Origin of the sequence: Streptomyces sp. BBFR25 (genome assembly GCF_044590125.1) — a bacterium.
GTDB classification, from domain to species: Bacteria; Actinomycetota; Actinomycetes; order Streptomycetales; family Streptomycetaceae; genus Streptomyces; species Streptomyces canus_D.
Map to the genome: position 1 here is coordinate 7,932,947 of NZ_CP172447.1, position 25,328 is coordinate 7,958,274.

The 25,328-nt window shown below is 73.5% G+C and carries 24 protein-coding genes; 10 read left to right on the forward strand and 14 right to left on the reverse strand.

Annotated features, from left to right (window positions below):
• The first annotated feature begins 55 nt into the window (after positions 1-55).
• Genes ACGH52_RS35560 through ACGH52_RS35575 form a run of 4 tightly spaced genes read left to right on the forward strand, consistent with a single transcriptional unit; the run spans position 56 to position 2,213 of the window.
• Positions 56-451, forward strand: coding sequence for a hypothetical protein (locus ACGH52_RS35560; protein WP_059296732.1), 396 nt, complete (start codon positions 56-58; stop codon positions 449-451).
• Positions 448-1,233, forward strand: a complete 786-nt coding sequence (locus ACGH52_RS35565) for a hypothetical protein (RefSeq protein ID WP_171986983.1) — start codon at positions 448-450, stop codon at positions 1,231-1,233. The genes ACGH52_RS35560 and ACGH52_RS35565 overlap by 4 nt, the downstream gene beginning before the upstream one ends.
• A 38-nt stretch (positions 1,234-1,271) precedes the next feature.
• Positions 1,272-1,796: a roadblock/LC7 domain-containing protein gene (locus tag ACGH52_RS35570; protein WP_399945448.1), complete on the forward strand. Its 525-nt coding sequence runs from the start codon at positions 1,272-1,274 to the stop codon at positions 1,794-1,796.
• Positions 1,797-1,838: 42 nt separating this feature from the next.
• Positions 1,839-2,213, forward strand: coding sequence for a hypothetical protein (locus tag ACGH52_RS35575; RefSeq protein WP_059296730.1), 375 nt, complete (start codon positions 1,839-1,841; stop codon positions 2,211-2,213).
• Positions 2,214-2,304: 91 nt separating this feature from the next.
• Here ACGH52_RS35575 and ACGH52_RS35580 read toward each other — a convergent pair whose 3' ends face one another.
• Positions 2,305-3,669 (reverse strand): FAD-dependent oxidoreductase, encoded by a 1,365-nt coding sequence (locus ACGH52_RS35580; protein WP_076972702.1) that lies wholly within the window; start codon positions 3,667-3,669, stop codon positions 2,305-2,307.
• Positions 3,670-3,912: 243 nt separating this feature from the next.
• Between ACGH52_RS35580 and ACGH52_RS35585 the strand changes: the two genes are divergently transcribed.
• Positions 3,913-5,385, forward strand: a complete 1,473-nt coding sequence (locus tag ACGH52_RS35585; protein WP_076972701.1) for an MFS transporter — start codon at positions 3,913-3,915, stop codon at positions 5,383-5,385.
• Positions 5,386-5,417: 32 nt separating this feature from the next.
• On the opposite strand, the gene ACGH52_RS35590 is transcribed toward ACGH52_RS35585, so the two are convergent.
• On the reverse strand, positions 5,418-5,564 hold the full coding sequence (locus ACGH52_RS35590; protein ID WP_104633223.1) for a hypothetical protein: 147 nt from the start codon (positions 5,562-5,564) through the stop codon (positions 5,418-5,420).
• A 168-nt stretch (positions 5,565-5,732) separates the two neighbouring features.
• On the opposite strand from ACGH52_RS35590, the gene ACGH52_RS35595 reads away from it, so the two are divergent.
• Positions 5,733-5,906: a CsbD family protein gene (locus ACGH52_RS35595; protein ID WP_037922932.1), complete on the forward strand. Its 174-nt coding sequence runs from the start codon at positions 5,733-5,735 to the stop codon at positions 5,904-5,906.
• A 112-nt stretch (positions 5,907-6,018) separates the two neighbouring features.
• Here the strand turns inward: ACGH52_RS35595 and ACGH52_RS35600 are convergent, their stop codons facing one another.
• Together ACGH52_RS35600 and ACGH52_RS35605 are read right to left on the reverse strand one after the other, a co-directional pair.
• Positions 6,019-6,861, reverse strand: a complete 843-nt coding sequence (locus tag ACGH52_RS35600) for a chitosanase (RefSeq protein WP_399945454.1) — start codon at positions 6,859-6,861, stop codon at positions 6,019-6,021.
• 139 nt (positions 6,862-7,000) lie between these two features.
• A complete protein-coding gene (locus tag ACGH52_RS35605; RefSeq protein ID WP_399945457.1) occupies positions 7,001-9,748 on the reverse strand; it encodes a SpoIIE family protein phosphatase in 2,748 nt (915 codons plus the stop codon).
• Positions 9,749-10,083: 335 nt separating this feature from the next.
• Between ACGH52_RS35605 and ACGH52_RS35610 the strand changes: the two genes are divergently transcribed.
• Complete coding sequence (locus ACGH52_RS35610) at positions 10,084-10,512, forward strand: ATP-binding protein (RefSeq protein ID WP_399945460.1); 429 nt, start codon at positions 10,084-10,086, stop codon at positions 10,510-10,512.
• Positions 10,513-10,520: 8 nt separating this feature from the next.
• Here ACGH52_RS35610 and ACGH52_RS35615 read toward each other — a convergent pair whose 3' ends face one another.
• On the reverse strand, positions 10,521-10,886 hold the full coding sequence (locus ACGH52_RS35615; RefSeq protein WP_399945464.1) for an STAS domain-containing protein: 366 nt from the start codon (positions 10,884-10,886) through the stop codon (positions 10,521-10,523).
• A gap of 175 nt (positions 10,887-11,061) precedes the next feature.
• Between ACGH52_RS35615 and ACGH52_RS35620 the strand changes: the two genes are divergently transcribed.
• Complete coding sequence (locus tag ACGH52_RS35620) at positions 11,062-11,340, forward strand: hypothetical protein (protein WP_238696871.1); 279 nt, start codon at positions 11,062-11,064, stop codon at positions 11,338-11,340.
• 87 nt (positions 11,341-11,427) lie between these two features.
• Here the strand turns inward: ACGH52_RS35620 and ACGH52_RS35625 are convergent, their stop codons facing one another.
• Together ACGH52_RS35625 and ACGH52_RS35630 are read right to left on the reverse strand one after the other, a co-directional pair.
• Positions 11,428-13,011 carry a glycerol-3-phosphate dehydrogenase/oxidase gene (locus ACGH52_RS35625; RefSeq protein WP_399945467.1) on the reverse strand — a complete coding sequence of 528 codons (1,584 nt, stop codon included), beginning with the start codon at positions 13,009-13,011 and terminating at the stop codon, positions 11,428-11,430.
• Positions 13,008-13,625, reverse strand: coding sequence for a TetR/AcrR family transcriptional regulator (locus tag ACGH52_RS35630; RefSeq protein WP_399945470.1), 618 nt, complete (start codon positions 13,623-13,625; stop codon positions 13,008-13,010). The genes ACGH52_RS35625 and ACGH52_RS35630 overlap by 4 nt, the downstream gene beginning before the upstream one ends.
• Positions 13,626-13,697: 72 nt before the next feature.
• Between ACGH52_RS35630 and ACGH52_RS35635 the strand changes: the two genes are divergently transcribed.
• Together ACGH52_RS35635 and ACGH52_RS35640 are read left to right on the forward strand one after the other, a co-directional pair.
• Complete coding sequence (locus ACGH52_RS35635; protein ID WP_399945473.1) at positions 13,698-15,296, forward strand: FAD-binding oxidoreductase; 1,599 nt, start codon at positions 13,698-13,700, stop codon at positions 15,294-15,296.
• A gap of 73 nt (positions 15,297-15,369) precedes the next feature.
• Positions 15,370-16,251, forward strand: coding sequence for a diacylglycerol kinase family protein (locus ACGH52_RS35640; protein WP_076972693.1), 882 nt, complete (start codon positions 15,370-15,372; stop codon positions 16,249-16,251).
• A 54-nt stretch (positions 16,252-16,305) separates the two neighbouring features.
• On the opposite strand, the gene catB is transcribed toward ACGH52_RS35640, so the two are convergent.
• From catB to ACGH52_RS35675, 7 genes are all read right to left on the reverse strand, one after another.
• Positions 16,306-18,585, reverse strand: a complete 2,280-nt coding sequence (catB, locus tag ACGH52_RS35645) for a catalase CatB (RefSeq protein ID WP_076972692.1) — start codon at positions 18,583-18,585, stop codon at positions 16,306-16,308.
• A 132-nt stretch (positions 18,586-18,717) separates the two neighbouring features.
• Complete coding sequence (locus ACGH52_RS35650) at positions 18,718-18,945, reverse strand: hypothetical protein (protein ID WP_121703017.1); 228 nt, start codon at positions 18,943-18,945, stop codon at positions 18,718-18,720.
• 140 nt (positions 18,946-19,085) lie between these two features.
• Positions 19,086-20,981 (reverse strand): DUF2264 domain-containing protein, encoded by a 1,896-nt coding sequence (locus tag ACGH52_RS35655; RefSeq protein WP_210976355.1) that lies wholly within the window; start codon positions 20,979-20,981, stop codon positions 19,086-19,088.
• A complete protein-coding gene (locus tag ACGH52_RS35660) occupies positions 20,978-22,009 on the reverse strand; it encodes a hydroxyacid dehydrogenase (RefSeq protein WP_121703015.1) in 1,032 nt (343 codons plus the stop codon). Before ACGH52_RS35660 ends, ACGH52_RS35655 begins: the two co-directional genes overlap by 4 nt.
• Positions 22,006-22,869: a carbohydrate ABC transporter permease gene (locus ACGH52_RS35665; protein ID WP_076972688.1), complete on the reverse strand. Its 864-nt coding sequence runs from the start codon at positions 22,867-22,869 to the stop codon at positions 22,006-22,008. The genes ACGH52_RS35660 and ACGH52_RS35665 overlap by 4 nt, the downstream gene beginning before the upstream one ends.
• On the reverse strand, positions 22,866-23,852 hold the full coding sequence (locus ACGH52_RS35670; protein ID WP_399945479.1) for a carbohydrate ABC transporter permease: 987 nt from the start codon (positions 23,850-23,852) through the stop codon (positions 22,866-22,868). The genes ACGH52_RS35665 and ACGH52_RS35670 overlap by 4 nt, the downstream gene beginning before the upstream one ends.
• Positions 23,853-23,878: 26 nt before the next feature.
• Positions 23,879-25,210 (reverse strand): ABC transporter substrate-binding protein, encoded by a 1,332-nt coding sequence (locus tag ACGH52_RS35675; RefSeq protein WP_399945482.1) that lies wholly within the window; start codon positions 25,208-25,210, stop codon positions 23,879-23,881.
• Positions 25,211-25,328 lie beyond the last annotated feature (118 nt).

The window sequence follows — 25,328 nt, forward strand, 5'->3', positions numbered from 1 at the left end:
TCCGTAGTGTCGTCGTCACGTTCGCGGTACAGCCGTGCAGGGGAGGGGATCCGGCGTGCCCGGAATCGACGAGAGTCTGCTGGAAGCCATGCGACTGCCCGGCGCGCGCGGGGCGTCCCTGGTCGACTGGATCAGCGGGCTCGCTCTCGGCGCCGTCGGCGAGGCGCCGGGCGGCGACTGGGAGGCGACCGCCGCGGAGACGGCGGAGCTGGGCCGGCACGTCGCGGAGAGCGGCTCCCTGGCGGCGGGCGCCGTCGCTCAGTCCGGCAAGGAACCCCCGGTCCAGGACCTGATCGCCACCACCGGCGACGCCTACCACCTGCTCAGGTTCGTCAGCACCCCGTTCGACAGCACCGTCTTCCTCCACCTGTGGCTGGACCGCAACGACGGAAACCTCGCCCTGGCCCGCATCCGGCTGGCCGAGATGGCGGACCGGCTGGTGCTCGGATGACCCGGGTGACGACCACCTGGACCACGCACGGAACGACGTCGGAGGCGCTCGGCGCCCTCGCGGCCGAAGGGGCGACCGGTGCCCTGTCGGGCGAGCGGGGCATCGTCTACCTCTCGGCGGGCCGCGTCGTGCACGTGGAGTCGGCCTTCACGCCCGACCTCGGCGCCCTGCTCACCCGCAGCGGCGCGGTCCCGGCGGACGGCTGGTGGGAGGCGGTCGACCGGGGCGGCGCCCAGCACCGGGTCGGCCACCGGCTCGTGGACAGCGGCCGGCTCGCCGCGGGCGCGCTGGAGGTCTGCCACCTGGGCGCGCTGTTCGACGCCGCGTACTTCGTCCTGGCCCACGACACCCGCGCCCAGCGCTTCCGGCCCGGCGCGGTGCACTGGCTCGGCGCGGTCCGCTCCGTCCCGGTGGACGTCGTCGTCCGCGAGTGCGGGCGCCGGCGCGACCTGCTGGACCGGATCTGGCCCGACCCCGCCATCGACACCCTGCCCCTGGCCCGGGTGCCGGGCACGGGCACCGCCGAGCTGCCCGTACGGCGCGGCCGCACCCTGACCCAGGTCGACGGCGTACGCACCGCCGCGGAGATCGCGTCGGCGCTCGCCTGCCGCACCTATCACACCCTGGTCGAACTGCGGCGCCTGGCCGCCGACGGCCTCGTCCGTGCCGCGCCCCCCGCCGCCCCGCCCCTTCCGCCCGGCCCGCAGCCGCGGGCGGTCGTGTGGGACGACCCCGACACGGCGCTGCTGCGACGGCTTCGAGACGCCTTGGAGGCCCTGTGATCCGCGCGCGCCGCCGGCGCGACGAAAGGAGACTGCTCATGGCCGTCGAGAGCGACGTCCTGGACGAACTGCACCGACTGCGCAACCGCGTGCCCCAGCTCACCGGGTCGCTCGCGGCCACCGTGGACGGCCTCGTCCTGGCCCACGACGCGCCGGGCACCGAACCCGAGGGCCTCGCCGCGCTCACCGCGGCCGCCCTAGGCGTCGCGCACCGCATGGCCGAGGCCACCGCGCGCGGCGGTTTCCGCGAACTGCTGCTGCGCGGGACCGACGGCTACGTCGCCACGTACGCCGCCGGTCCGGCCGCCGTGCTCACCCTGCTCGCCGACGGCCGGGTCAACGTGGGCCGGCTGCACCTGGAGGGCCGTCGCAGCGGCGCGCGGATCGGGGAACTGGTCGCCGCCGGAGCCGGGGCGGAACGCGGCCGAGCCCCGGCCGCCGAGCACGGTGCGACACCGCCCGCCCAGCCGGTCCGCCCCATCGGCACCCTGCCGGTGCGCACCCCGCAACGGCCCGCACACCAGCCCACCCCCCAGGCCGGCGGTCACCACCGGCCGACCTGATCCACCCCTCGCGTACCGATCACGTCCGGAAAGGAAACCACCATGGCCAACCTGGAGACCTCGCTCAAGGAATGCCTCGGCTCCATCGACGGAGCGACCGCCGTCGCGCTGGTCGACTACACCAGCGGAATGGCGCTCGGCACCCTGGGCGGCGGCAAGGACTTCAACCTCGAGGTCGCCGCCGCCGGCAACACCGACGTCGTACGGTCCAAACTGCGCACGATGGAGCACCTCGGTCTGAAGGACGAGATCGAGGACATCCTGATCACCCTGAACACCCAGTACCACATGATCCGCCTGCTCAAGGGCCGCGGCGGCAACGGGCTGTTCCTGTACCTGGTGCTGGACGCGAGCCGGGCCAACCTGGCCATGGCCCGCCACCAGCTGCGGCGCATCGAGACCGACCTGGAGGTCTGAGCCCACCCGCCCGTTCGCCCGCCGCGGACCCCGCGGACGCGTCCGGCGCCGGTGCCCCCGCGAGGGGACCACCGGCGCCGGACGTCCTGGCTCAGGCGCCGCTCTCGCGGAGCATGTCCTCGCGCTCGACGTACTTCACGCGCGCGCGCCCGTGCGGCACGCCCTGCGCCTTCTCGGCGGCGTCGAGCTTGTACCAGCCGTCCCAGGTGGTGAAGCGGACGTTGCGCTCGGCGAGGAAGGCGTCCACGGCCTCGGGAGCGGGCGAGGCGGGCGTCTGGAGACGGCCGTTCGCGTGGTCGTCCAGCAGGTTGGCCACCGTCTCGTTGGCGTCGCCCTTGGTGTGCCCGATCAGCCCGACCGGGCCGCGCCGGATCCAGCCCGTGACGTACGTCGACTGCAGGTGCTCGCCGGACTCCTGGACGACCCGGCCGCCCACGTCCGGGACCGTGCCCGTGTCGAGGTCCCAGGGCAGCTTGGGCAGCTGGTCGGACAGGTAGCCGACGGCCCGGTAGACCGCCTGGACGTCCCAGTCCTTGAACTCGCCGGTGCCCTTGACGTTGCCCGTGCCGTCCAGCTCGGTGCGCTCGGTGCGCAGGCCGACCACCTTGCCGTCCTCGCCGAGGATCTCCGCGGGCGACTCGAAGAAGTGCAGGAACAGCTTGTGCGGCCGGTCGCCGACGTCGCGGATCGCCCAGTTCTCCAGCGTCTTGGCGACCATGTCGGCCTGCTTGTTGCCGCGCCGGGTGGCGATCGAGCCCTCGTCGTAGTCGATGTCCTCGGGGTCGACGATCACCTCGATGTTGGGGGAGTGGTCCAGCTCCCGCAGCTCCATCGGGCTGAACTTCGCCTGCGCCGGGCCGCGGCGGCCGAAGACGTGGACCTCCAGCGCCTTGTTGGCCTTCAGACCCTCGTACACGTTCGGCGGGATCTCGGTGGGCAGCAGCTCGTCCGCGGTCTTGGCGAGGACACGGGCGATGTCCAGGGCCACGTTGCCGACGCCGAGGACGGCGACCTTCTCCGCCTCCAGCGGCCAGGTGCGCGGGAAGTCGGGGTGGCCGTCGTACCAGGCGACGAAGTCGGCCGCACCGTACGAACCGTCGAGGTCGATGCCGGGAAGGGACAGGGTCCGGTCCGCGGTGGCGCCGGTGGCGAAGATCACACCGTCGTAGAAGGCGCGCAGATCGTCCAGGCTGATGTCGGTGGGGTAGTTCACGTTGCCGAAGAGGCGGATCTGCGGCTTGTCGAGCACCTGGTGCAGGGCCGTGATGATGCCCTTGATCCGCGGGTGGTCGGGCGCGACGCCGTAACGGATGAGTCCGAACGGGGCGGGCATGCGCTCGAAGATGTCGATGGAAACACCGGGGTCGGCGGCCACTTCGGACTTGAGCAGGGCGTCCGCCGCGTAGATCCCGGCCGGGCCGGATCCGACGATGGCTACCCGCAGAGGGCGGGGCATGTTCAGGTTCCCTTCGAGCGGAGACAGATCGACTCTCCGGGAAGCCTAAGCTAAGGCAAGCCTAAGTCGGTACGCGGGTCCGGTCTATGAGGTCATAAGGACACCTTATGGGATCTCATGGTTCGGGTTTGGGGGTCGGGTGCGTGTACCCGGCCGGGCGCGGGTTTGAAGCCTTGGTCACGGGTGACGCAGGCGTGGGGACGGAAGTGGTGCGTCCCGTGCCGCCTCACGAGAGGAGCCCGTGTGCAGCGTCCGGACGACGACGGCTTGGACCCCAACCGGTGGCGTGCCCTGTGGGTGACCCTGGTCGCCGGTTTCATGACCCTGCTGGACGTGACGATCGTCGCCGTGGCCCTGCCCTCCATGCAGCAGGGGCTGCACACCTCGCCGGCGGCCGTGCAGTGGGTCGTCTCCGGCTACGCGCTCGCGTTCGCCCTGACCCTGGTGACCGCGGGCCGGATCGGGGACGCGTTCGGCAGGCGCCGCGTCTTCCTCGCCGCCCTGGCCGCCTTCGTGGTGTGCAGCGCCGCGGCGGGGGCGGCGCCCGGCATCGAACTGCTGGTGGCCGCGCGGCTCGCCCAGGGAGTCGCCGCGGGCAGCATCGCGCCGCAGAACTCGGCGCTGATCCAGCAGCTGTTCCGGGGCGCGGAACGCGGGCGCGCCTTCGGGCTGTTCGGCGCCACCGTGGGAGTCTCCAGCGCCGTGGGGCCCGTCGTCGGCGGTCTGATCCTGGCGCTGGCGGGCCCCGACGGCTGGCGGTGGATCTTCTACGTGAACGTGCCGGTCGGCGTGCTCGCGCTGCTCCTCGGCTTCCGCCTGCTGCCCCGGGTGGCGCCCCGGGGCCCCGGGCGACTCGACCCCGTGGGTGTGACACTCCTCGGCGCGGGCATCCTGGCGGTGATGCTGCCGCTGGTCCTCGCCGAGAGCGGCGGTCTGACCAAGGCGTGGTGGCTGTTCCCCGCGGGCGCGCTGGTCCTCGTCGCCTTCGCACGCTGGGAGCGCCGGGTCGCCCGGCGGGGCGGGCAGCCGCTCCTGGAGCCGGGACTGCTCACCGAGACCCGCGGCTATGCCACCGGCGCGGGCCTGGCCGCCCTCTACTTCGTGGGGTTCAGCGGGGTGTGGCTCGTCTTCGCGCTCTTCTTCCAGAACGGCCTGGGCTACTCACCGCTCATGTCCGGCCTGGCGGTGACCCCGTTCGCCGTGGGCTCGGCCGTCGCGGCCGCCGTGGCGGGCCGGCTGGTGGAACGGCTGGGGCGGCTGCTGACCGTCTGGGGACTGGTCGCCGTCATGGTCGGGCTGGGCGCGACCGCGCTGCTGCTCTGGCTCGCCCCCTCCGACCTGGCCGCCTGGCTCGCCGCCCCGGCGCTGCTGCTCGGCGGGCTCGGCAGCGGCTGTGTGATCTCCCCGAACATCACCATGACGCTCCGCGACGTGCCGGTGCGCATGGCGGGCGCCGCCGGGGGCGCCCTGCAGACGGGTCAGCGGCTGGGCGGCGCCGTGGGCACCGCCGCGCTGCCGGGACTCTTCTACCTGACGCTGAACGCCACCCACGACGACTACCACGAGGCCGTGGCCCTCTCGGTGGGCACCGGCGTCGCCGCCATGCTGTGCGCGCTGACCGTCGCGGTCCGCGACTGGCACCGGGACCGTCACGGCGGCGACGGGAGCTGCCCGCCGGAGACGTCCCACAGCCACACCCACGCCGGTCAGAACTGACCCGGCACGCGGACGCCTCCGCACGCGGGCGCTCAGCGGCGCTTGCCGAACCTGCGCAGCATCTCCTGGGCCTGCGCGCGGCGGCGCGGGTCCGAGGCGGCCCGGCGCACCTGCTCGGTCGCCCTGCGCCCCTGCGGGCTGCGCGCGAACCGCTTGATCCGGTCCAGTACTCCGGCCATGACGTTCCTCCGAGTCGACGACGTGACGTTCTGTCCTGCTGTCCTGCCGGTGCTCGTACCCAGGGTCCCGCCGGACACCCCTGCCGGGCGTTCGCATGTTTGGACCCGCCGTACCGGGCGACCCGCCGGGGCAGGACATCGCACGCGAACGCCGAGAGGTGAACCACTGTGGCCGGCAAGGAGAAGTCCAGGTCCAAGATGGAGCAGGCCAAGGGGAAGGCCAAGGAAGCGGCCGGCCGGGCCGTCGGCAACGAGAGGATGACGGCCGAGGGCCGCGCCGAGCAGTCCAAGGGCGACGCCCGGCAGGCCAAGGAGAAGGGCAAGGACGTGTTCCGGCACTGACGCGGAAGACGGAACCGGCGGCACACGGGCCGCGGAACCCGGCGTACGGCCGGTTCCGCGGCCCGTGTCCTGCCCGGACACCCCGGCAGGGCCCGAGGGCCGGGGCCGGGGGTCAGCCGATGTGGTAGGCGTCCCCGTACACGTGCCAGTCCAGCGGCGGCTCCAGGTCGAGGTTGCCCGCGTCCAGGAAGACGCGTTGCGCCGTGTCGACCCGGCTGGTGTCGCTGTGCGCCTCCTCCTGCTTCATCGCCCACACCCGCTCGTCGAGGAAGGCGTGCAGGTAGGCGACCTCGTCGCCGCCCTGGGCGGGTGGCCGGGCCCGGCCGAGCGCGCGCTCCCGGATGCTGCCGAAACCGAGGCCGCCGCCTTCGCCGTGCATCACCATCGCGTCGTAGTACGCGAACTGCCCCAGCGTCCGCAGCCCGTCCTCCTTGCCCCGCCGTACGGCCGGGTCGAAGTACACGCGGTCGCGCTCGTCGTCCTGGGCCCGGCGGAACTCCGCGTCCTCGTCGGCGGCCCGGCGCCAGTCGTCCGGGAAGCCCGGGTCGAGGTCCTCGTGCGAGTCGGAGCCGTCCACCCGGCGCAGCGCCGGCAGATAGGGCGCGAGCAGGTTCCCGGGACGGCGCTCGGCGTACAGCTCCACCAGGCCGAGCATGTCGCCGGTGCCGGAGCAGAAGCCGATGATGCCCGCGGTGTAGCCCCGGCCGTCACCGATGTCCTCGATGTACCGGTACTGCGCCTTCCAGTCGAGCGAGGAGTTCTCCGCGCTCGACACCAACTGCATGGCGATCTCCTTCTTCGCCGGGTCGTCGAGTCCCGCCGCGCGCGCGGACGCGGCCGCGGCGCGCGAGGGGGTGAGCAGGGGGACTGTCGCCAGGGACGCGCATGCCATGGCGAGCACGGTACGGCGCGAGGGGCCTGCGGGGCGCGCCGGGCCGGGGTTGGGGTGCCTCACGGGATCTCCAGGTGTGGGGGAGTGGGGGGAGGGAGTGCCGGGCACTGATAGGAAGGTTTCCTATCAGACAATCGGCGTACTGGGCACCCGTCCGGCGCGAAATCGGTACGGACCGGGGGGTCGCGGCCCCCCTTGTCCGTCAGGGCACCGGCTGCTCCGCCCAGATGACCTTGCCGGCCGGTGTGTAGCGCGTCCCCCAGCGCTCCGCGAGCTGGGCGACCAGGAAGAGTCCGCGCCCGCCCTCGTCGGTCATGGCCGCGTAGCGCAGGTGCGGAGAGGTGCTGCTGCTGTCGAACACCTCGCAGATCAGGGTGCGGTCGCGCACCATCCGGACGTGGACGGTGTCGCCGCCGTACCGGATCGCGTTGGTGACCAGCTCGCTCAGGATCAGCTCCGTGGTGAACGCCAGCTCGTCCAGACCCCATGCGTCCAGCCGCCGGGTGACCTGGGCCCGGATCTCGGCGACCGCCGCCGGATCGTTCGGGACGTCCCACTCGGCCACCTGGTCCGGGCCCAGCACCCGGGTTCGGGCGACCAGCAGGGCGATGTCGTCGCCCGGCCGGTCCGGGAGCCGGGCGTCCAGGACGGTCCGGCAGGTCTCCTCGGGCGTCTCGCCGGCCCTCTCCAGGGCCCGGCGCAGCTTTTCCAGGCCGACGTCGATGTCGTGCACGCGGTCCTCGACCAGCCCGTCGGTGTACAGCACCAGCCGACTGCCCTCCGCGAGCCGCAGTTCCGTCGTCTCGAACGGGAGGCCGCCCAGGCCCAGCGGGGGCCCCGCGGGTACCTCCGGGAACTCCACGGTGCCGTCCGGCCGGATCAGGGCCGGCGGCGGATGACCCGCCCGGGCGACGACGCAGGAACCGGCGACCGGGTCGTAGATCGCGTAGAGGCAGGTCGCACCGGTCACCGGGGCGGTGCCGTCGTCGGCGGCCTCGTCCTGGTCGATCCGTCCGACCAGCTCGTCCAGCAGCCCGAGCAGCTCGTCGGGCGGCAGGTCGAGGGCGGTGAAGTTGTGTACCGCGGTCCGCAGCCGTCCCATGGTGGCCGCGGCGTGCAGCCCGTGCCCGACGACGTCGCCGACCACGAGTGCGACCCGGGACCCGGACAGCGGCAGCACGTCGAACCAGTCCCCGCCGACCCCGGCCTGCGCGGGCAGGTAGCGGTAGGCGACGTCCAGCGCGTTCTGCTCCGGCAGCCTGCGGGGCAGCAGACTGCGCTGGAGGGTCACCGCCATGCTGTGCTCGCGGGTGTAGCGGCGGGCGTTGTCGATGGAGACCGCGGCCCGCGCGACCAGTTCCTCGCCGAGCGCCAACTCGTCCTCGTCGAACGGCTCGGGCCTGACCGAGCGCCAGAAGCTCACCACCCCGAGCACCAGGGTCCCCGCGCGCAGCGGGACGGTGATCAGCGAGTGGATTCCGTACTCCACGATCTGCGCGGAGCGCTCCAGGTCCTGTGCCTGCCAGCCCGAGGCCTCGCCGAGACGGGGCTCCAGGACGGCCCGGCCGCTCCGCAGGCTGCGGCCCTGCGGGGACGAGTCCACGAAGCGGATCTGCCGGCCCACCGGATAGAGCGGGGCGTCCTCGGTGATGCCGCTGAGCGCGGTGCGGCGCAGCGGCGTCACGCCGCCCGGCTGCCCGCCGGCCAGCACGGTGTCGAAGAGATCGACGGTGACGTAGTCCGCGAACCGGGGCACGGTCAGCTCGCCCAGTTCCTCGGCGGTGCGGGTGACGTCCAGGCTGGTTCCGATGCCCACGCCGGCCGCGTAGAGGATGTCCAGGCGTTCCCGGGCGGTCTCCGCCCGGCCGGACAGGGCCCGCAGCTCGGTGGAGTCCCGCAGCGTCGCGACGCTGCCGACCGGACCGCCCCGTACGTCCGTGGGGCGCTGGTTGATGGCCAGCAGCCGGTCCTTGACCAGATGCACCTCGTCGGTGGCGGCCTGGCCGGACGCCAGCAGCTCCGCCAGGTCGGAGGGCAGCCCCAGCGCGCTGACGTGCCGCCCCTCGGCGTCGGGGGGCAGGGCGAGCAGCCGCCGCGCCTCGTCGTTGGCCAGCAGCAGCCTGCCCTCACCGCCCACGATGAGCACGCCCTCGCGGACGCTGTGCAGGACGGCGTCGTGGTGTTCGTACATCCGGGTCATCTCGTGCGGCCCCAGGCCGTGCGTCTGCCGCAGCAGTCGACGGCTCACCAGGGCCGTGCCCGCCGTCGCCAGGGCCAGCCCGACGGCCGCCGCGCTCAGCACCAGGGGCAGCTGGCGGTCGGCCGTACCGCCCACGTTCTCGGTCGTGATGCCCGCCGAGACCAGCCCCACCACCCTGCCGTCGGGATCCTCGACGGGCACGATGGCCTGGACCAGCGGGCCGATGGTGCCCTCGATCTCCTCGGTCACCGTCTCTCCGGCCAGCGCCGGGGCGATGTTCCCGACGAACTTCTTGCCGATGCGGTCCGGCTTGGGATGGGTGTAGCGGACGCCCTCGGGGTCGGTGACGACCACGAAGTCCACGTCCGTGGCCTTGCGCACCGCCTCGGCGCGGGGCTGGAGCACTGCCGTGGAGTCGGGACCGCGCAGCGCCTGGAGGATGCCGGGGGAGTTGGCGAACGTCGCGGCCACCGAGAGGGACCGGTTGCGGGCCTCCACCGTGCTGTCGTGCCGCACCTGGAGCACCAGCGCGACCGCCGCGGCCACCACCAGCAGCAGCACGATGACCACGTTCATCACGAAGACCTGGCCGGCCACACTGCGCCCGGACAGCGCCGAGCGCAGCGCCGAGGCAGGCCGCCCCGTATCCCCTCCCCGTCGTGACCGGTCCGCGTCCTGCCGGTGTCGGGCGTGCGGGCCGCCGGGACGACGGGGTGACCGTTCTCCCGATCGACCCATCAGTCGGACCATGTGCCCATGTCTACACTGCCGGGCCCGGAGAGGCGAGGGGCACTCCCCGTGACGCGGGGCGTCGGCCGGGCAGGTCCGGGCGTTCTGTGCGTCTGTGATGCGTCCGTCCGGGTGGGAGGGTGGGGGGTGGTGACGGGGCGCCGACCCGACGGACGGGAGTCCGTGATCTCCCAGCCGTCCGCGGGCGCGGTCGGCCCGGACCCGTTCAAAAAGCGGCGCGTCCGGCGGAAGTTGGGGCAAAGGGAATCGTGAGCAGTGTCCTGGTGCGTATCGTGAGAGCCGGGGACCTTCGCTGCTCCCTCCACTCGGCCCCGGACCGGACGGTGAGGCTCGGTATGACTCCGGCGCGCGGACCCGACACCGCGGATGCCTCCGTCGTGTCCGCGGTCGTCGAGTTCAGGGGCGGATCGGCGATGATCCCCGCCTCCAGGGACGTCGTGCACGGCTTCGTCGCGCGGCTCGCCGAACGGGGCCTGGACCTGACGGACGCCTTCCTGGACGCCGCCCGGCTGGTCGCGACCGAGCTGGTGACCAACGCGCTGCGGCACGCGCCCGGCCCCTGCCGGCTGGAGCTGACCCTGGTGGAGGACCGGGTGGAGTTCGCGGTGTCGGACACGGGGGACGACTTCCCCACGTTCCTGCCCCGCGATCCCGCGCGGGTCGGCCGGCACGGACTGGAGATCGTGACCCGGCTGTGCGGCGAGGTCATCACCAAGCCGCACGCGGCCGGGAAGACGGTGTACGCGCGCCTGCCGCTGGTCTGACCCGCCGCTCAGCCGTTCAGGGCCCGCTCCACACTCGGGTAGCAGGGAATGAGCGCGTCGACGCCCACCAGCCGCAGCACGCGTTCGACGGCGTCGCGCGGTGCGGCGAGCCGGAACCAGACGCCGCGGGACTCGGCGGCCCGGTGCGCGGAGATGAGGACGTTGATCCCGCTGGAATCGAGGAACCCCACCTCGCCGAAGTCCACCACGGTGCCCGGCCCGGACTCCACCGATGCCAGCAGGACCTCGTGCAGCTGGCTGCTCCCGTCGAGGTCGACCTCTCCGGCGAGGCTCACGAGGCTGATGCCGCCGCCCGTGGTGGTACGGGTGATCAGCAGCCGCTCCGGTACTGCCGCTCCCTCGATCTCCGCCACGCTGACCCCATCTCTCGTGTGCGCCGCATATGCCCCGACCGTCGTCGGTGGCTTGATGTTAAGGCTCTTCGCGCCCCGCGTGGCCCACTTGGGCGGACCGGAACACATCGGCCGGACGGGCCGTGAGGGGCTCGACGCGCGCGACGGCGTTCCTCTGACTACGGTCGAAGATGTGGTGGCACACACTTTCGAGGAACTCGTGCACAAGCGCCGCGCGGCGGACCTGGCACAGCACCGGGTCGAGGAGCTGCGCGACTCGTACGGGCCTCCCACGCAGCATCAGTGGACCCCGCGGCAGTCGGAGACGTACGAGACCGCCGTACGGGCCTGGCGCGACCTGGACCGGGACGCGCGGACCGCGATGTCGGAGTACGCCAAGGAGGGAGGCCAGTCCCGGCACAAGATCGAGGCGAAGCTCCGGAAGGCCGTCCAGGACGACGACCGGAGCGCCTGACACGGCGGTGACCGGGGGCCGGCCCGATCCGAGCCGCATTCGGCCCGGGCCGACCCGGCGGCACCGTCGGCGGCACCCCCGCCCGCGTCAGCGCTGGTCCGCCGCGACCTCGCCGACGAGGTCCCGCACGCCGTCCAGAGCCGCCGCGCGGTCCGCGGGGACCAGGCCGATGCGGGTGCGCCGGTCGAGCAGGTCGGCCTCGTCGAGGGCGCCCTCGTGGCGCAGGGCCCACACCAGTTCGGCCCCGGTGACGGGGTGGTCCGGCAGGACGCGTTCGGCGAGGCGGGGGTCCCGGGCGGCGAGGTCCTGGACGGCCGGGGCCTCGGTGCCGTACTGCCGGACCAGGCGGCGCGGCGCCCGGACCACGGCCAGGGCCCGCGGGGCGGCGGCGCCGACCAGGGGCAGCGCCGCGGTGGGGGACGGACCGGCGGCCAGCCCGCGGGCGGCGACGGCGGTGTCCACGGCGTCCTCGGCCATCCGTCGGTACGTGGTGAGCTTGCCGCCGACCACGGTGACCACGCCCTCGGACGAGGTGAGCACGGCGTGCCTGCGCGAGACGTCGGCCGTGCGCGGCCCGGCGCCGGGCCGGTCCGGCGCGGTGGTGTCGAGCAGGGGGCGCAGGCCCGCGAAGGCGCCGACCACGTCCTCGCGGCGGACCGGCACGTCCAGCACCGAGCCGAGCACGTCGAGCAGGAAGCCGACGTCCGTCTCGGGCACCTCCGGCACGTCCGGAACGTCACCGTCCACCGGCTCGTCGGTGAGCCCGACGTAGACGCGGCCGTCGCCCTGGGGCAGGACGAGGACGAAGCGGCTGGTCTCGCCGGGGATCGGCACGTGCAGGCCGGCCGGGAGCGGGCCGAGCCGCTCGGAGCGCAGGACCAGGTGGGTGCCGCGGGAGGGGCGGATCCGGATGCCGTCCACGAGGCCGTCGGCCCACACCCCGGAGGCGTTGATCACCGCGCGGGCCCGTATGACGCCCTCCTCGCCGGTCAGCTCGTCGCGTACGCGGGCGCCGGACCCGGTCAGCTCCAGCGCCCTGACCCGGGTCAGGATGCGCGCACCGCGGGCCGCCGCGGTCCGGGCCAGCGCCGTCACCAGCCGGGCGTCGTCGCTGAGCCGGCCGTCCCAGGAGAGCAGCCCGCCGCGCAGGCGGTCGGAGCGCAGCGCGGGGGCGAGGTGGCGGGTCTCCACCGCGGACAGCCGGCGCGGCGCGGGCAGCGTGGCCCGTGCGGTGCGCGCCGCGAGGCGCAGGGTGTCCCCGGCCCGGAACCCGGCCCAGGCCAGCGCGCCCTGGCCGCGGGAGACCAGCGGGGTGAGCGGCAGGACGAACGGCTGGGCGCGCACCAGGTGGGGTGCCGTGCGCTCCATCAGCACCCCGCGTTCCACCGCGCTCTCGTGCGCGACGTCCAACTGGCCGGAGGCGAGGTAGCGCAGCCCCCCGTGGATGAGCTTGGAACTCCAGCGGGAGGTGCCGAAGGCCAGGTCGTGGGCGTCCAAGGCGGCGACGCTCAGGCCCCGGGCGGCGGCGTCGAGCGCGGCACCGGCACCGGTCGCGCCGAGGCCGACGACCAGGACGTCCACGACGGGGCCGCCGACGGTGTCGGCCACCTCGCGCGAGCGCCGTGCGGCGGACAGGGAGGCCCCGGCAGTGGGGCGGCCGGCGGGGCTCATGGCGTGAGGGTCCTCTCCAGTATGGTGCGCAGCTCAGCGAGGAGGGCCGCGGGAGTCAGCTCGGCGTCGTCCTCGTCGGCCATGGTCCGCAGCGACAGGGCGAAGGACTGCACCACCAGCAGCACCGACCGTGCCTGCCGTCCGGTGTGCGTCCGGCGGACCGACCCGTCGGCGTGGCCCTCCTCCAGCGCGTCGGCCAGCAGCTCCAGCAGGGCCTCCTGGCTCGCCCCGCGCCGGTCGAGGACGTAGGGCAGGAGCAGCTCCGGATCGACGTCGACGATCTTGCGGAAGAGGGGGTGGGCGCGGAACGCCGCCACCCCCGCCACCAGGCCCTCGACGACGCGCGAGCGGGTGTCGCTCTCCTGCCCGGGTCCGGGGATGGCGCCGGTGGCCACCGCGATCCACTCCCGGGTCATCAGATCGCCGACCAGGGACCGCACGTCCGGCCAGCGGCGGTACAGCGTCATCCGGGAGACGCCGGCGCGGCGGGCGACGTCGGTCATGGTCGTGCGCCGCACCCCGACGGCCATCACGCAGTCGCGCACGGCGTCCAGCACCGCGTCGTTGTCCGAGGGGGTCTGCCTGCTCGAGTGGTTGTGACGATTGGGCGTCATGTGTAACAGTGTAACGCCCAGTGGGGCGGTGCGTACGGCATCCCTCGAAAGCGACCGTGAGGACGACAGGCAATGGACATGCTGTGGAACGGCTGGGGCGACCCGGCCAGGGCGACGCCGCTGCCCGACACGGTGACCGGGCTGCTGCGCGAACTGCTCGGCGTCGCACCCCGCGAGGCCGCCCCCCTCCCGCTGGAGGAGATCGACGTCCCCGAGTCGCCGCTGGGCCCGGACGCCCGCCGCGCACTGGAGGCCGCCGTCGGGCAGCGCGCGCGGGACGTGCGCACGGACGCGGAGAGCCGCATCCGGCACACCCGCGGCAAGTCCACCCCCGACCTGCTGCGGATGCGGACCGGGGACGCCACCGACACTCCGGCCGCCGTCGTCCTGCCGGACAGCCACGACGAGGTGCTCGCCGTACTGGCCGCCTGCGCGGAACACCGCCTCCCTCTCGTCCCCTTCGGCGGCGGCACCTCCGTCGTCGGCGGCCTCGCCCCAGCGCGCGAGGGCGCGTTCGTCGCCCTCGACCTGCGCCGCATGAACCGGCTGCTCGACCTCGACGAGGTCTCCCGCACCGCCACCCTCCAGCCCGGCCTGCGCGCCCCGGAGGCCGAGGCGCAGCTCGCCGAACACGGATACACCCTCGGCCACTTCCCCCAGTCCTACGAGTGGGCCACCGTCGGCGGCTTCGCCGCGACCCGCTCCAGCGGACAGGCCTCCGCCGGGTACGGCCGCTTCGACGAGATGGTCCTCGGCCTCACCCTCGCCACCCCCGAGGGCACCCTCGACACCGGCCGCGCCCCGCGCTCGGCGGCCGGTCCCGACCTGCGCCAGCTCGTCCTGGGCTCGGAGGGCGCCTTCGGCGTCATCACCTCCGTCACCGTGCGGGTGAGGCCTATACCGGCGGTCCGCCGCTACGAGGGGTGGCGCTTCGCCTCCTTCGCCGAGGGTGCCGCCGCCCTGCGCCGGCTCGCCCAGGACGGCCCGCGCCCCACGGTGCTGCGCCTGTCCGACGAGACCGAGACCCTGATCGGCCTGGCCCAGCCCGACGCGATCGGCGCCTCACTGGAACGCGGGGACGCCGGATGCCTGGCGGTCGTCGGCTTCGAGGGCACCGAGGAGGACACCGCACACCGCCGCGAGCGCGCCGCCGCCGTCCTGCGCGAGAGCGGCGGCACCTTCGCCGGGGAGGAGCCGGGGGAGCGCTGGGCCCACGGCCGCTACTCGGCGCCGTACCTGCGCGACTCCCTCCTCGACGCCGGGGCGCTCGCCGAGACCCTGGAGACCGCGGCCTACTGGTCCCGCCTCCCCGCGCTGTACGCCGCCGTCCGCGACGCCCTCACCGCGACCCTCACCGAGGCAGGCACCCCGCCCCTCGTCATGTGCCACATCTCGCACGTCTACGAGAACGGCGCCTCCCTGTACTTCACGGTCGTCTCCGCCCAGGGCGAGGACGCCGTGGCGCACTGGACCCGGGCCAAGCACGCGGCCAACGACGCCATCCTCGCCGCGGGCGGCACCATCACCCACCACCACGCCGTGGGCACCGACCACCGCGACTGGTACGTCCGCGAGGCGGGTCCCCTCGGAGTCGAGGCCCTGCGCGCCGTCAAGCGGGTCCTGGACCCCGCCGGACTGCTCAGCCCGGGCGTCCTGCTGCCCGCGGACTGACCCCGCCGCACGGCACACTCCCCACCCCGTGAGACAACAGTCCGGCACCACCCGTCAGCCCGGAGGCACATCGATGCGACAGTTCACCGCCGTCGTCAACCCCACCGCGGGCGGAGCCACCTCGGCCGCCGCGCTCCTCGGGGTGGCCCGCCTGCTGCGGGAGGCGGGGGCCGGGCTGGAGACCGAGTACAGCCACAGCCTCGCGCACGCCCGTGAACTCGCCCGGCAGGCGGGGGACCGGGGCCGGGTGGTGCTCGCCGTCGGCGGCGACGGCATGGCGGGCGGCATCGGCGGCGCCCTCAGCGGCACCGGAGCCGTGCTCGGACTGGTCCCGGCCGGACGCGGCAACGACTTCGCCCGCGCGCTGGAGCTGCCCACCGCCCCGGCCGCACTGGCCGAGGTGCTGCTGCACGCCGAACCCCGCCCCGTCGACACCGTCGAGGTCACCTCCGCCGTCCACGACCGCACCGTCGTCCTCGGCAGCGTGTACGCCGGTGTCGACGCGCTCGCCAACCGGCACGCCAACCACGCGCGGCTGCTGCGCGGCGCCGCCTCCTACTACGCGGGGGCGGTGCGGGCGGTGGCGGGCTGGCGCGCGGCGGGCTACCGGGTCACGGTCGACGGCGAGGAACACGCCTTCAGCGGCTACACGGTGGTGGCCGCCAACTCCGGCTACTACGGCTTCAACCGCCTCGTCGCCCCCTCCGCCCGGGTGGACGACGGCCTGCTGGACGTGGTGATGATCCACGACGCCCCGCGGCGGCTGTTCTTCGCCCTGATGAACGAACTCTCCACGGGCGCCCACGTCCACCGGCCCCAAGTGCGCGTCCTGCGCGGCCGGGAGGTCCGCATCGAGGCGGACCGCGCGATACCCTACGGCGCCGACGGCGAGGTCGAGGCCGCCGTGCCCGTCACCGCCCGGGTGCTGCCCGGAGCACTGCGCGTCCTGCGCTGAACACACCGCGGGGCCGGACGCCCACGTCGGCGCCCGGCCCCGCGGCCCGTCGGTTCAGCCCCGCGGCGTGGTGAAGCGTTCCCACACGCGGTGCGAGCCCATGAGCTCCGTGACCCGTTCCAGGGCCGCGGTGCCGGAGTCGGCGACGACCACACCCGGAGCGTCGGCGGGCACCCCCGACGCCTGCAGCGCCGGCTCGCCGCCCGCCCACACACCGATCGCCTTGCCGTGCCGGAACGCCTCCGACAGCAGCAGGCTCACCCGCGGGTCGATCGTCCCCGGACCCGCGGGCGCCGGTCCGGCCTTGTAGTCGCGCGGGGTGTAGGCGTCGCCGCCCATGTCGGGCGTCCCCGCGAGCAGCACCGCGTCGAACTCGACCGACCGCGCGGTGACATAGCTGCGCTGTACGGTCAGCGCGGCGTCGCCGGAGCCGAGGGTGCCGCCGGTCGGCGCCACCACCAGCGGCACCATCCCGGCGTTCAGCACCGCCTCCCGTACCGCGCCCACGCCCTCGAGGTCGGCCCCGCCGGTCACGATGCCGATCACCCTGCCGTCCAGCGGCCAGGTACCGCCCACCTGGGACAGCGCCGGGCTGGGCTCGACGTCGGCCAGTGGCACGGTCGGCGCCGGGGCGGGCAGGCCGAGCCCCTCGGCGACGCCCGCGCACAGTTCGGGGTCGATGTTGGCCAGGACCTGGAGCGTCCGCTCCCGGATCGCCTGCTCGTAGCACTTGCCCAGTTCGAAGGTGTAGGCGCCGATGATGTGCTCGCGCTCCACCGGGCTCATGCTCAGCCAGAACCGGCGCGGCTGGCTGAAGTGGTCCGCGAACGACTCGGGGGCCTCGCGGACCTTCCTCCCCTCCGGCACCCGCACCGGAGCCTCGATGAACGCGCTCGTGTCCGCGCCCGCGGTGAACGGGCAGCCGCCGTCCAGGGAGTTGGGCCGGTAGGGCGCCACACCCCGGTGGACGGCGGTCTGGTGCATGCCGTCGCGCAGCATGTCGTTGACCGGCGCCTGCGGCCGGTTGATCGGCAGCTGCGGGAAGTTGGGGCCGCCCAGCCGCGTGATCTGCGTGTCCAGGTACGAGAACAGCCGCCCCGCGAGCAGCGGGTCGTCGGTGACGTCGATACCGGGCACGAGGTGGCCGACGTGGAAGGCGATCTGCTCGGTCTCGGCGAAGAAGTTGGACGGGTTGCGGTTCAGGGTCAGCAGCCCGACCGGCTGCACCGGCGCCAGCTCCTCCGGCACGAGGTTGGTCGGGTCCAGCAGGTCGATGCCCTCGAAGGTCTGCTCCGGGTTGTCGGGGAAGGTCTGGATGCCCAGCTCCCACTGGGGGTACGCGCCCGCCTCGATGGCGTCGGCGAGGTCCCGGCGGTGGAAGTCCGGGTCGACGCCGTTGACGATCTGCGCCTCGTCCCAGACCAGCGAGTGCACGCCCAGCTTGGGCTTCCAGTGGAACTTCACCAGCGTCGTGGCGCCCTCCGCGTTCACCAGCCGGAAGGTGTGGACGCCGAAGCCCTCCATCATCCGATAGGAGCGCGGGATGCCCCGGTCGCCCATGAAGAAGATGGTGTGGTGCGTCGCCTCGGTGTGCAGCGAGACGAAGTCCCAGAAGGTGTCGTGGGCGCTCTGCGCCTGCGGGATCTCCCGGTCGGGGTGCGGCTTCGCGGCGTGCACGACATCCGGGAACTTGATGGCGTCCTGGATGAAGAAGACCGGGATGTTGTTGCCGACCAGGTCGAAGACGCCCTCACTGGTGTAGAACTTCGTCGCGAACCCGCGGGTGTCCCGGACCGTGTCCGACGAACCGCGGGAGCCGACCACCGTGGAGAAGCGCGTGAACACCGGCGTCTCCACGTCCGCGGCCAGGAAACCGGCCTTGGTCACCGAGGCCGCCGTGCCGTAGCTCTGGAACACCCCGTGCGCGCCCGCGCCCCGCGCGTGCACCACGCGCTCCGGGATGCGCTCGTGGTCGAAGTGCATCACCTTCTCGCGCAGGTGGTGGTCCTGGAGCAGCACGGGCCCGCGCGGCCCGGCCTTCAGCGAGTGGTCGGTGTCGTACAGCCGGGTCCCCTGAGCGTCCGTCAGATAGCTGCCGGACTGCGCCACCCGGGCCTGGTCGGCGCCCGTGGGCTGACCGGTCGGCGACACCGTGTCCGGGCCGCTCTGGTCCGGCTTCGGGGGCAGCGGCTCACGGGGCTCGGTGGGTTCGGCGACGGGCGGCGACTCGGGACCGGGCCTGCCGGGGATCCCGTCCGGCGGACCACCGGCCTCGCCGTGCAGGCCCTCGGTCACCTTGTGGACTGCTCGCTTGAGGGGATTGGCCTCGCTCATCGGCCTTTCTCCGTTCTGGGCGGGCCGCTGGACGCGCCCTTTCGTGTTCGAGTACCGACTGCCGTGGTGGGCCGTGACCGCGTACCCAGTGCGCGGAACTCAAGGCATGGGCGGGGGACGGAGTCGGTCGGCTCAGGTGATGGCCTGTCCGTCGTGGACGCCGCCCCGGCAGATCGTCGTGAAGGAGCCGCTTCCGTCCCCGTCCGCCGAGATGACGATCACTCCGCCGCCCTGGACGCACTCGGTCGCCGTCACATCGCTCGAAAGGCTCGGGGCGTGCGGCACCGCGGCCCGCGCTCCGGTGGCACACAGGACCGACAGGGCCAGGGCCGCGAGCACGGTGCACGACGACTTGCGCATGGGGACGACTCCTTCTCGCAGGTGCCGTCCCAGCGTCACCGGCCCGCACGCGGCACGCCACCGGTGGCGCGCGCACGGGGGAGGGCCCCGACCGGGAACACGGGTCGGAGCCCTCGAAGCCCTCGAAGCGCCGTACGGGCCTACGCCTGCGTGTGCTTCACGCCCACCGGTTCGAACGAGACCCGGGTGCGGGCGCCGTCGGCCGCCCAGACCACCTCCACGCCGTCGGCACCCGGCACCACCTCCGCGACGGCCCCGGCAGCCGGGACGCCCACCGGTTCACCGGTCAGCGCGGCCAGGCTCACGTGCACGGAGGTGCCGCCCGCCGAGCCGGACAGCCGGGGCAGCTCCGCCCACGGCACGTACGCGGTGCCCTGCGGGGCGCGCACGGTCTCCGCCTCGGGCTCCCAGCCGTACAGGCCGTGCAGCGCGGAGGTCAGGGGTTCCTCGGGGCCGGTGGCCCAGCCGGTGTGGGTGACCCGCGCCCCGGGCGGTGCCCCGACCACCCGGTGCACCCGCAGCTCGTACGGACCCCGCGCCACCGTCACGCTCTCCACCCGCAGCCCCGGCACCATCGGAGCGCCGGTCACGAAGACGGGTCGGTGCCAGGACGCCGCCCAGCCCCAGCCGTCGCCGTGCCCCGCCCCCAGCGGATGAACGCGGCGGCGCACACTGGACCGGCCGTCCACCTCGACCGACAGGTGGTTGTCCGCCACGTTTTCCCGCGCCGTGGGCCCCGTCCGGGTCGAGTAGGCCTGCCGGCCGTAGTGCGGGTCGTCCTCGGCGGCCGACTCGCCCTCGTGCGGCCGGACGTGGTCGCTGCCGTGGTTGTGCAGCCGTACGATCCCGTCGCCGCGGGTCGCCTGCACCAGCAGCCCCGGCGCGGGCAGCGCCAGGACCCGGTCCGCCTCCTCCACCGGCGCGGCCTCCTCCGGCGCCGTCCACAGCGGGTGGTCCGCCGGGGCGAGAAGCGACACGAACGCCTTGGACGCCCAGTACGGGGAGGCCGGGCCCGAGTACGGCTGCAGGGTCGCCTCGTGCGGGCCGTGCCAGCCGAGGCTCAGCACCCCCTCGTCCGTCAGCGCCCCGCGGTCCACGAAGTACCGCAGACTGCCGCTGACCAGCCGCCGCGAGGCCCCCGGTGTCAGCGGGGTGTGCCCGGTCAGCGCGCCCAGGCCCACGGCCGCCGAGGCGGCGAAACGGTAGGTGAGCGAGCGGCCGAAGTGCAGCGGCGCCCCGTCGGAGCCGAACATCAGGGCGTAGCCGTCGAGGTGGGCGCGCAGCCGCTCCCCGTACCGGGCGAGGGCGTCGGTGTCGCCGCCGAGGTGGGCGTCGAGCACCGGGTAGAGGTGCAGCGCCCAGCCGTTGTAGTGGTCGAAGGCGCGTCCGTCGCCGTCGGCGTACCAGCCCTCGCCCCGGTACCAGCCCTCCATCAGTTCCAGCGCCCGCTCCCTGGCCGCCGCCGTCTCGGCGTCACCGCGGCCGACCGACTCCAGGAACCCCGCGACCGTGTAGGGGAACAGATACCAGTTGTTCGGCGCCGGCACGTGCCGCAGCGCCCCGCGCAGCCATTCCTCCACCCGGTCCTGGACCCCGGAGTCCAGGTGCTTCCACAGCCACGGCGCGGTCAGCCGCAGCCCCAGCGCCACCGAGGCCGACTCGACCATGGGCTGGCCCTGCACGTCGTGGTCGAGGATCAGCGGCCAGGACTCGGTGTCGTCGCGGCCGGGGGTGCGGGTGCCCGAGGCGAGGCCCTCGGCGTAGCGGTCCAGCCAGCCGTGCGGGTCCGCGCCGCCCGCCCCCGCGACGCGGAAACCCGCCGCGAGGAAGGTCCGCGCGAAGCCCTCCAGGCCGTCGGAGCGCACCCCCGAGCGCGAGGGCCGTCCCGGCAGGTCGAGCAGGGCGCGGCCCGGGGTGCTCCAGCGCCACGCGGCCCACAGCAGCCCGTCGGCGACGGCCTCCCAGTGGGCCCGGGTGTAACCGGTGTACGGGCTCGACGCACGGTCCTCGGTGGGCAGTTCGAACGGGATGCTCATGCCAGGAACGCCAGCCTTTCGCGTCGTACGGGATGGAGAAAGCCGGAACCGGACGCCCAGCGGGTCGTCTCGGCGAGGGCGAGGTCGGCGAGACGGCGCCACTCGTTGCCCTCGGAACCGGCGAGGTGCGGGGTGATCAGGGCGTGCTCGCAGTCCCACAGCGGGTGGTCCGCAGGCAGCACCTCGGGGTCGGTGACGTCGAGGACGGCGCGGATGCGGCCCGCCGTCACGGCGTCGGTGAGCGCGTCCTGGTCGACGACCGCCCCGCGGGAGGTGTTGATCAGCACCGCGTCGGCGGGCATCGCCTCGATCAGCGGACGGCTCACCAGACCACGCGTCGTGGGCAGCAGAGGCGTGTGCACGCTGACGGTGTCGCAGCGCGCGAACAACTCGGGCAGCGGCACGTTCTCGACGCCCAGCTCGGCGGCCTCGGCGTCGGTGACGTACGGGTCGTGCAGGAGGACCTCGACGTCGTGCGGCCGCAGCAGTTCGACGACCCGGCGGCCGATCAGCGAGGCCGACAGGATCCCCACCGTGCGGCGGTAGTTGCCTACGCCGCGCGGGGTGCGCAGCCAGTTGCCGCGCGTCCGGGACACCCGGAAGTCGCGGGCCCGCTCCAGCACCCGCTTGCCGCTCAGCAGGATCATGCCGAGGGTGTACTCGGCCACCGGCAGCGCGTTGGCCGCGGCGGCCGAGGAGACCTCGACGCCCCGCTCCCAGCACGCGTCGGTGACGTGCCCGCGGACACTGCCCGCCGTGTGCACCACGGCCCGCAGCCGGGGCGCCGCCCGGAGCACGTCCGTGTCCAGCGGCGGACAGCCCCAGCCGGTGATCAGCAGCTCCACGTCCGCCAGTACGGATCTCGCCCGCGCCGTGGTCAGGTCGTCGAGCACCGGGAACGGCGCGAGGTCGCAGACCCGGCGGAACGCGGCGAGGGACTGGGGGTCGAGGACGGCCGAGGCGGCGTCCGGGGACATGGCCACGGCGGCACGGGGCCGGTGGCCGGGTCCGGGGGCGTGCACGGTCACTTGACGGCTCCGGCGGTCAGGCCGCTGCGCCAAAAACGCTGGAGCAGCACGAAGGCGAGGATGAGCGGCAGTACGGCGAGCAGCGAGCCCATGATGACCACGGGGTAGTACTCGGGCGACACGGACGCCGAACTGTTCCACTGGTACAGGCCGAGACTGACGGGATACAGGTCCTGGTCGGACAGCATCACCATGGGCAGGAAGAAGTTGTTCCAGATCGCGGTCAGCTGGAAGAGGAAGACGGTGATCAGACCGGGGCCGAGCATCCTGAGCGCCACCCGGGCGTACGTGGTCAGCTCCCCGGCCCCGTCCACGCGCGCCGCCTCCAGGACCTCGTCGGGCACGTAGCCCCGCGCGAAGATCCGGCCGAGGTAGACGCCGAACGGATTGAACAGCACCGGGATGAACACCGCCCAGAAGGTGTTGACCAGGCCGGCCTCGGAGGCCATCAGGTACAGCGGCAGCGCGAGCACCGTCTGCGGCACCATCACCGCCGCCAGCACCAGGCCGAACAGCTTCTCCTTGTGCCGGAAGCGGTACTTGTCGAAGGCGTAGCCGCAGGCCACGCTCACCAGCGCGCCGACGGCGGCGCCGATCACGGCGTACAGCAGGCTGTTGACGTACCAGCGGCCGTACAGCCCGCCGTCCATGGCGAAGACGTCCTTCAGGTTCTGCAGGAAGGAGAAGTCGCTCAGGGACAGCAGGTCGCTGCTGAACAGCGCGTCGCGGTTCTTGGCCGAGGCGAGCACCAGCCACAGCACCGGCAGCAGCGTGTAGAGGACGGAGACGGCGACGACCACGTTGACGGTCGCCCGGCCCAGCAGCTTCGGGCGGAGCAGGGAGCTGTCGGCGGCGCTCATCGGGTCTCCTCGGAGTCGGCGCGGCTGGTGAAGCGGGTGACGCCGTACGACAGGGCGATGGTGCACACCAGCAGGACCACCGAGGCGGCCGCCGCGAGGCTGTAGTTGTTGCGGGTGAAGGCCGCGTCGTAGATGTACATGCTGGGCGAGAACCGCGAGTTGATCATCGGGGAGGACTGGCTGAGCAGCATCGGCTCGGTGAACAGCTGGAGCGCCCAGATCAGGGTGAAGATCGAGACCATCACGATGGAGGCCCGCACCAGCGGCGTCTTGACCTGGAGCGCCGTGCGCACCGGCCCGGCGCCGTCGACGACGGACGCCTCGATCACCTCGCGCGGCACGGCCTGGAGGGCGGCGTAGAAGACCACCATGTTGTAGCCGAGGTTGCTCCACAGGGCGATGTTCACGATGGACGGGATCACCGTGTGCACGCCGAGGAAGTCGATCGTGATGTCGCCCTGGGCGAACAGTTCGATGACCGGGCTGATGCCGGGCGTGTACAGGTACAGCCAGATCAGCGCCGCGATGATGCCGGGCACCGCGTGCGGCAGGAACAGGCCGAGCTGGGCGAGGGCGCGCAGCCGCACCACGCCGGAGTCGAGGAGCAGGGCCAGCGCGAGGGCGCCCAGGACCATCAGCGGGATGTAGATCAGGCAGTACAGGGCGACCGTGCCGAGGCCGCCGAGGAAGGTGGGGTCGGTGAGCACGGCCGCGTAGGACCGCAGCCCGACGAAGACCGTGCGTTCGGGGCCGAAGCCCAGGCCGGGCTGGTCGTCGCTGAAGAAGCTGAGGTAGACGGCGGTGCCGACGGGGATCAGGAAGACGGTGACCAGCAGGGCGAAGAACGGCGTCATGAGGACGCCGGCGGCGGTCAGTTGACGGCGCCTGGCCGCTCTGCGGGCACGCAGTCCGGAGGCGGGGCCGTCCGGGGCGGTGGCGCGGGCGGCGCCGGTCGCCACCCGTGCGGGGGTCGTCGTGGTCATGGGGGTGTCACCTGCCTTTCGTCGGCTCAGGTGCTGTGCTGGGTGGTGGACAGGCCCAGGGCCTTGAGGTCGGGCATGGTGCCCTCCTGTGCGGTGCGCAGCGACTCGACGAGGCTCCCCTGGCCGCCGCCGACCCGGGCGAAGGAGTCCTGCATGACCTTCTGGGTGGCGCTCATCCGCGGGCCCCACAGCCACTGGTCGCCGATCTTCTCGGCCTCCCGGTCGAAGAGGGCGTAGATGTCCTGGCCGCCGTAGTACGAGCGGTCGAAGGCCTCGCGGCCCACCGTGACCAGGCCGGGTGCGGCCGGGTACTGGCTGCTGGTGCCGCTGGAGAGCCGGGCGCGCAGGGCGTCGGGGTGGGAGACCTGCCACTCGATGAACTCCATCGCGGCCTCCGGGTGCCTGCTGTCCTCGGTGATCGCGAAGGTGGAGCCGCCGTGGGTGCCGGTCGCGGGGGAGCCGGTGTCCCACTGCGGCAGCGGCGCGATCCGCCACTGGCCCTTCTGCCCGGGCCGCGCGTTCATCTGGGCTCCGGCGTCCCAGGCGCCGGTGAGCCGGGTGAGGACCAGTCCGTTGCCGATCTGCGCGTCGGACTGCCTGCTCTCGACGGCGTTCACGAAGACGTCGTCCCGGTCGATGAGCCGCTGCCAGTACTCCGCGACCCGCCGGGAGGGCGCGTCGGCGAGCGAGACGTTCCAGGCGCCCTTCGAGGTGTCGAACCACTGGGCGCCCGCCTGCCAGGCATAGCAGGCGAACTGGGTCATCCCGTCGGTGGGGAAGAGCACCAGTCGGCGGTCGGGCGCCTTGTGGCGCACCGTCGTGGCCTGCTCGGCGAACTCGTCCCAGGTGCGGGCGACGCGGAGCCCGTAGTGGTCGAACAGGTCGGCGCGGTAGTGCATCACCATGGGTTCGACGTCCAGCGGCACGGCGAACACCCGGCGTTCGAAGGTGGTCAGACCGAGCGCCTGCGGCAGCAGCTTGCGGCGCAGACCGTCACTGACCAGGTCGGTGATGTCGCGGGCCACGCCGTCGATGGCGAATCCCGGGACCTGCGGGTATTCGAGGGTGGCGACGTCCGGCGCGTTCCCGGCCCGGGCGGCGTTGCTGAGCTTGGCGTAGCCGCCCTGCCCGCCGGAAGGGATCTGCTGGAACTCCACCTGGACGGTGCGGTGCGTGCGGTTGAACGCGTCGACCACCTCCTGACTGCCGCGCAGGGCGGACCAGAAGGTGATGCGCGTGGTGGTGCCCGTGCGGGCCGACGATGCGCCGTTCCCCCCACTGCAGGCGCTCGCGGCTCCTGCCAGGGGGAGGGCGGTCATCGCGGCGAGCACGGAGCGACGGCTGGGTCGTCCGGGCATGGCGCCTCCGCGGCTCCTGCGGGTCCGCACGGGTGCGGACACGACTCGTCGAGACACCGGAATCCTGAACGCCCTGACTCAAACGGTCAATAGATCGATCAGAAGAAAATGAAACGCT

Coding starts and splice junctions, on each gene's coding strand:
- catB (WP_076972692.1), bottom strand. CDS start 18,585: ATGAGCGAGGCCAATCCCCTCAAGCGAGCAGTCCACAAGGTGACCGAG.
- ACGH52_RS35625 (WP_399945467.1), bottom strand. CDS start 13,011: ATGAGCCCCGCCGGCCGCCCCACTGCCGGGGCCTCCCTGTCCGCCGCA.
- ACGH52_RS35675 (WP_399945482.1), bottom strand. CDS start 25,210: ATGCCCGGACGACCCAGCCGTCGCTCCGTGCTCGCCGCGATGACCGCC.
- ACGH52_RS35570 (WP_399945448.1), top strand. CDS start 1,272: ATGGCCGTCGAGAGCGACGTCCTGGACGAACTGCACCGACTGCGCAAC.
- ACGH52_RS35670 (WP_399945479.1), bottom strand. CDS start 23,852: ATGACCACGACGACCCCCGCACGGGTGGCGACCGGCGCCGCCCGCGCC.
- ACGH52_RS35665 (WP_076972688.1), bottom strand. CDS start 22,869: ATGAGCGCCGCCGACAGCTCCCTGCTCCGCCCGAAGCTGCTGGGCCGG.
- ACGH52_RS35650 (WP_121703017.1), bottom strand. CDS start 18,945: ATGCGCAAGTCGTCGTGCACCGTGCTCGCGGCCCTGGCCCTGTCGGTC.
- ACGH52_RS35630 (WP_399945470.1), bottom strand. CDS start 13,625: ATGACGCCCAATCGTCACAACCACTCGAGCAGGCAGACCCCCTCGGAC.
- ACGH52_RS35655 (WP_210976355.1), bottom strand. CDS start 20,981: ATGAGCATCCCGTTCGAACTGCCCACCGAGGACCGTGCGTCGAGCCCG.
- ACGH52_RS35605 (WP_399945457.1), bottom strand. CDS start 9,748: ATGGTCCGACTGATGGGTCGATCGGGAGAACGGTCACCCCGTCGTCCC.
- ACGH52_RS35580 (WP_076972702.1), bottom strand. CDS start 3,669: ATGCCCCGCCCTCTGCGGGTAGCCATCGTCGGATCCGGCCCGGCCGGG.
- ACGH52_RS35640 (WP_076972693.1), top strand. CDS start 15,370: ATGCGACAGTTCACCGCCGTCGTCAACCCCACCGCGGGCGGAGCCACC.
- ACGH52_RS35590 (WP_104633223.1), bottom strand. CDS start 5,564: ATGGCCGGAGTACTGGACCGGATCAAGCGGTTCGCGCGCAGCCCGCAG.
- ACGH52_RS35565 (WP_171986983.1), top strand. CDS start 448: ATGACCCGGGTGACGACCACCTGGACCACGCACGGAACGACGTCGGAG.
- ACGH52_RS35610 (WP_399945460.1), top strand. CDS start 10,084: ATGACTCCGGCGCGCGGACCCGACACCGCGGATGCCTCCGTCGTGTCC.
- ACGH52_RS35575 (WP_059296730.1), top strand. CDS start 1,839: ATGGCCAACCTGGAGACCTCGCTCAAGGAATGCCTCGGCTCCATCGAC.
- ACGH52_RS35635 (WP_399945473.1), top strand. CDS start 13,698: ATGGACATGCTGTGGAACGGCTGGGGCGACCCGGCCAGGGCGACGCCG.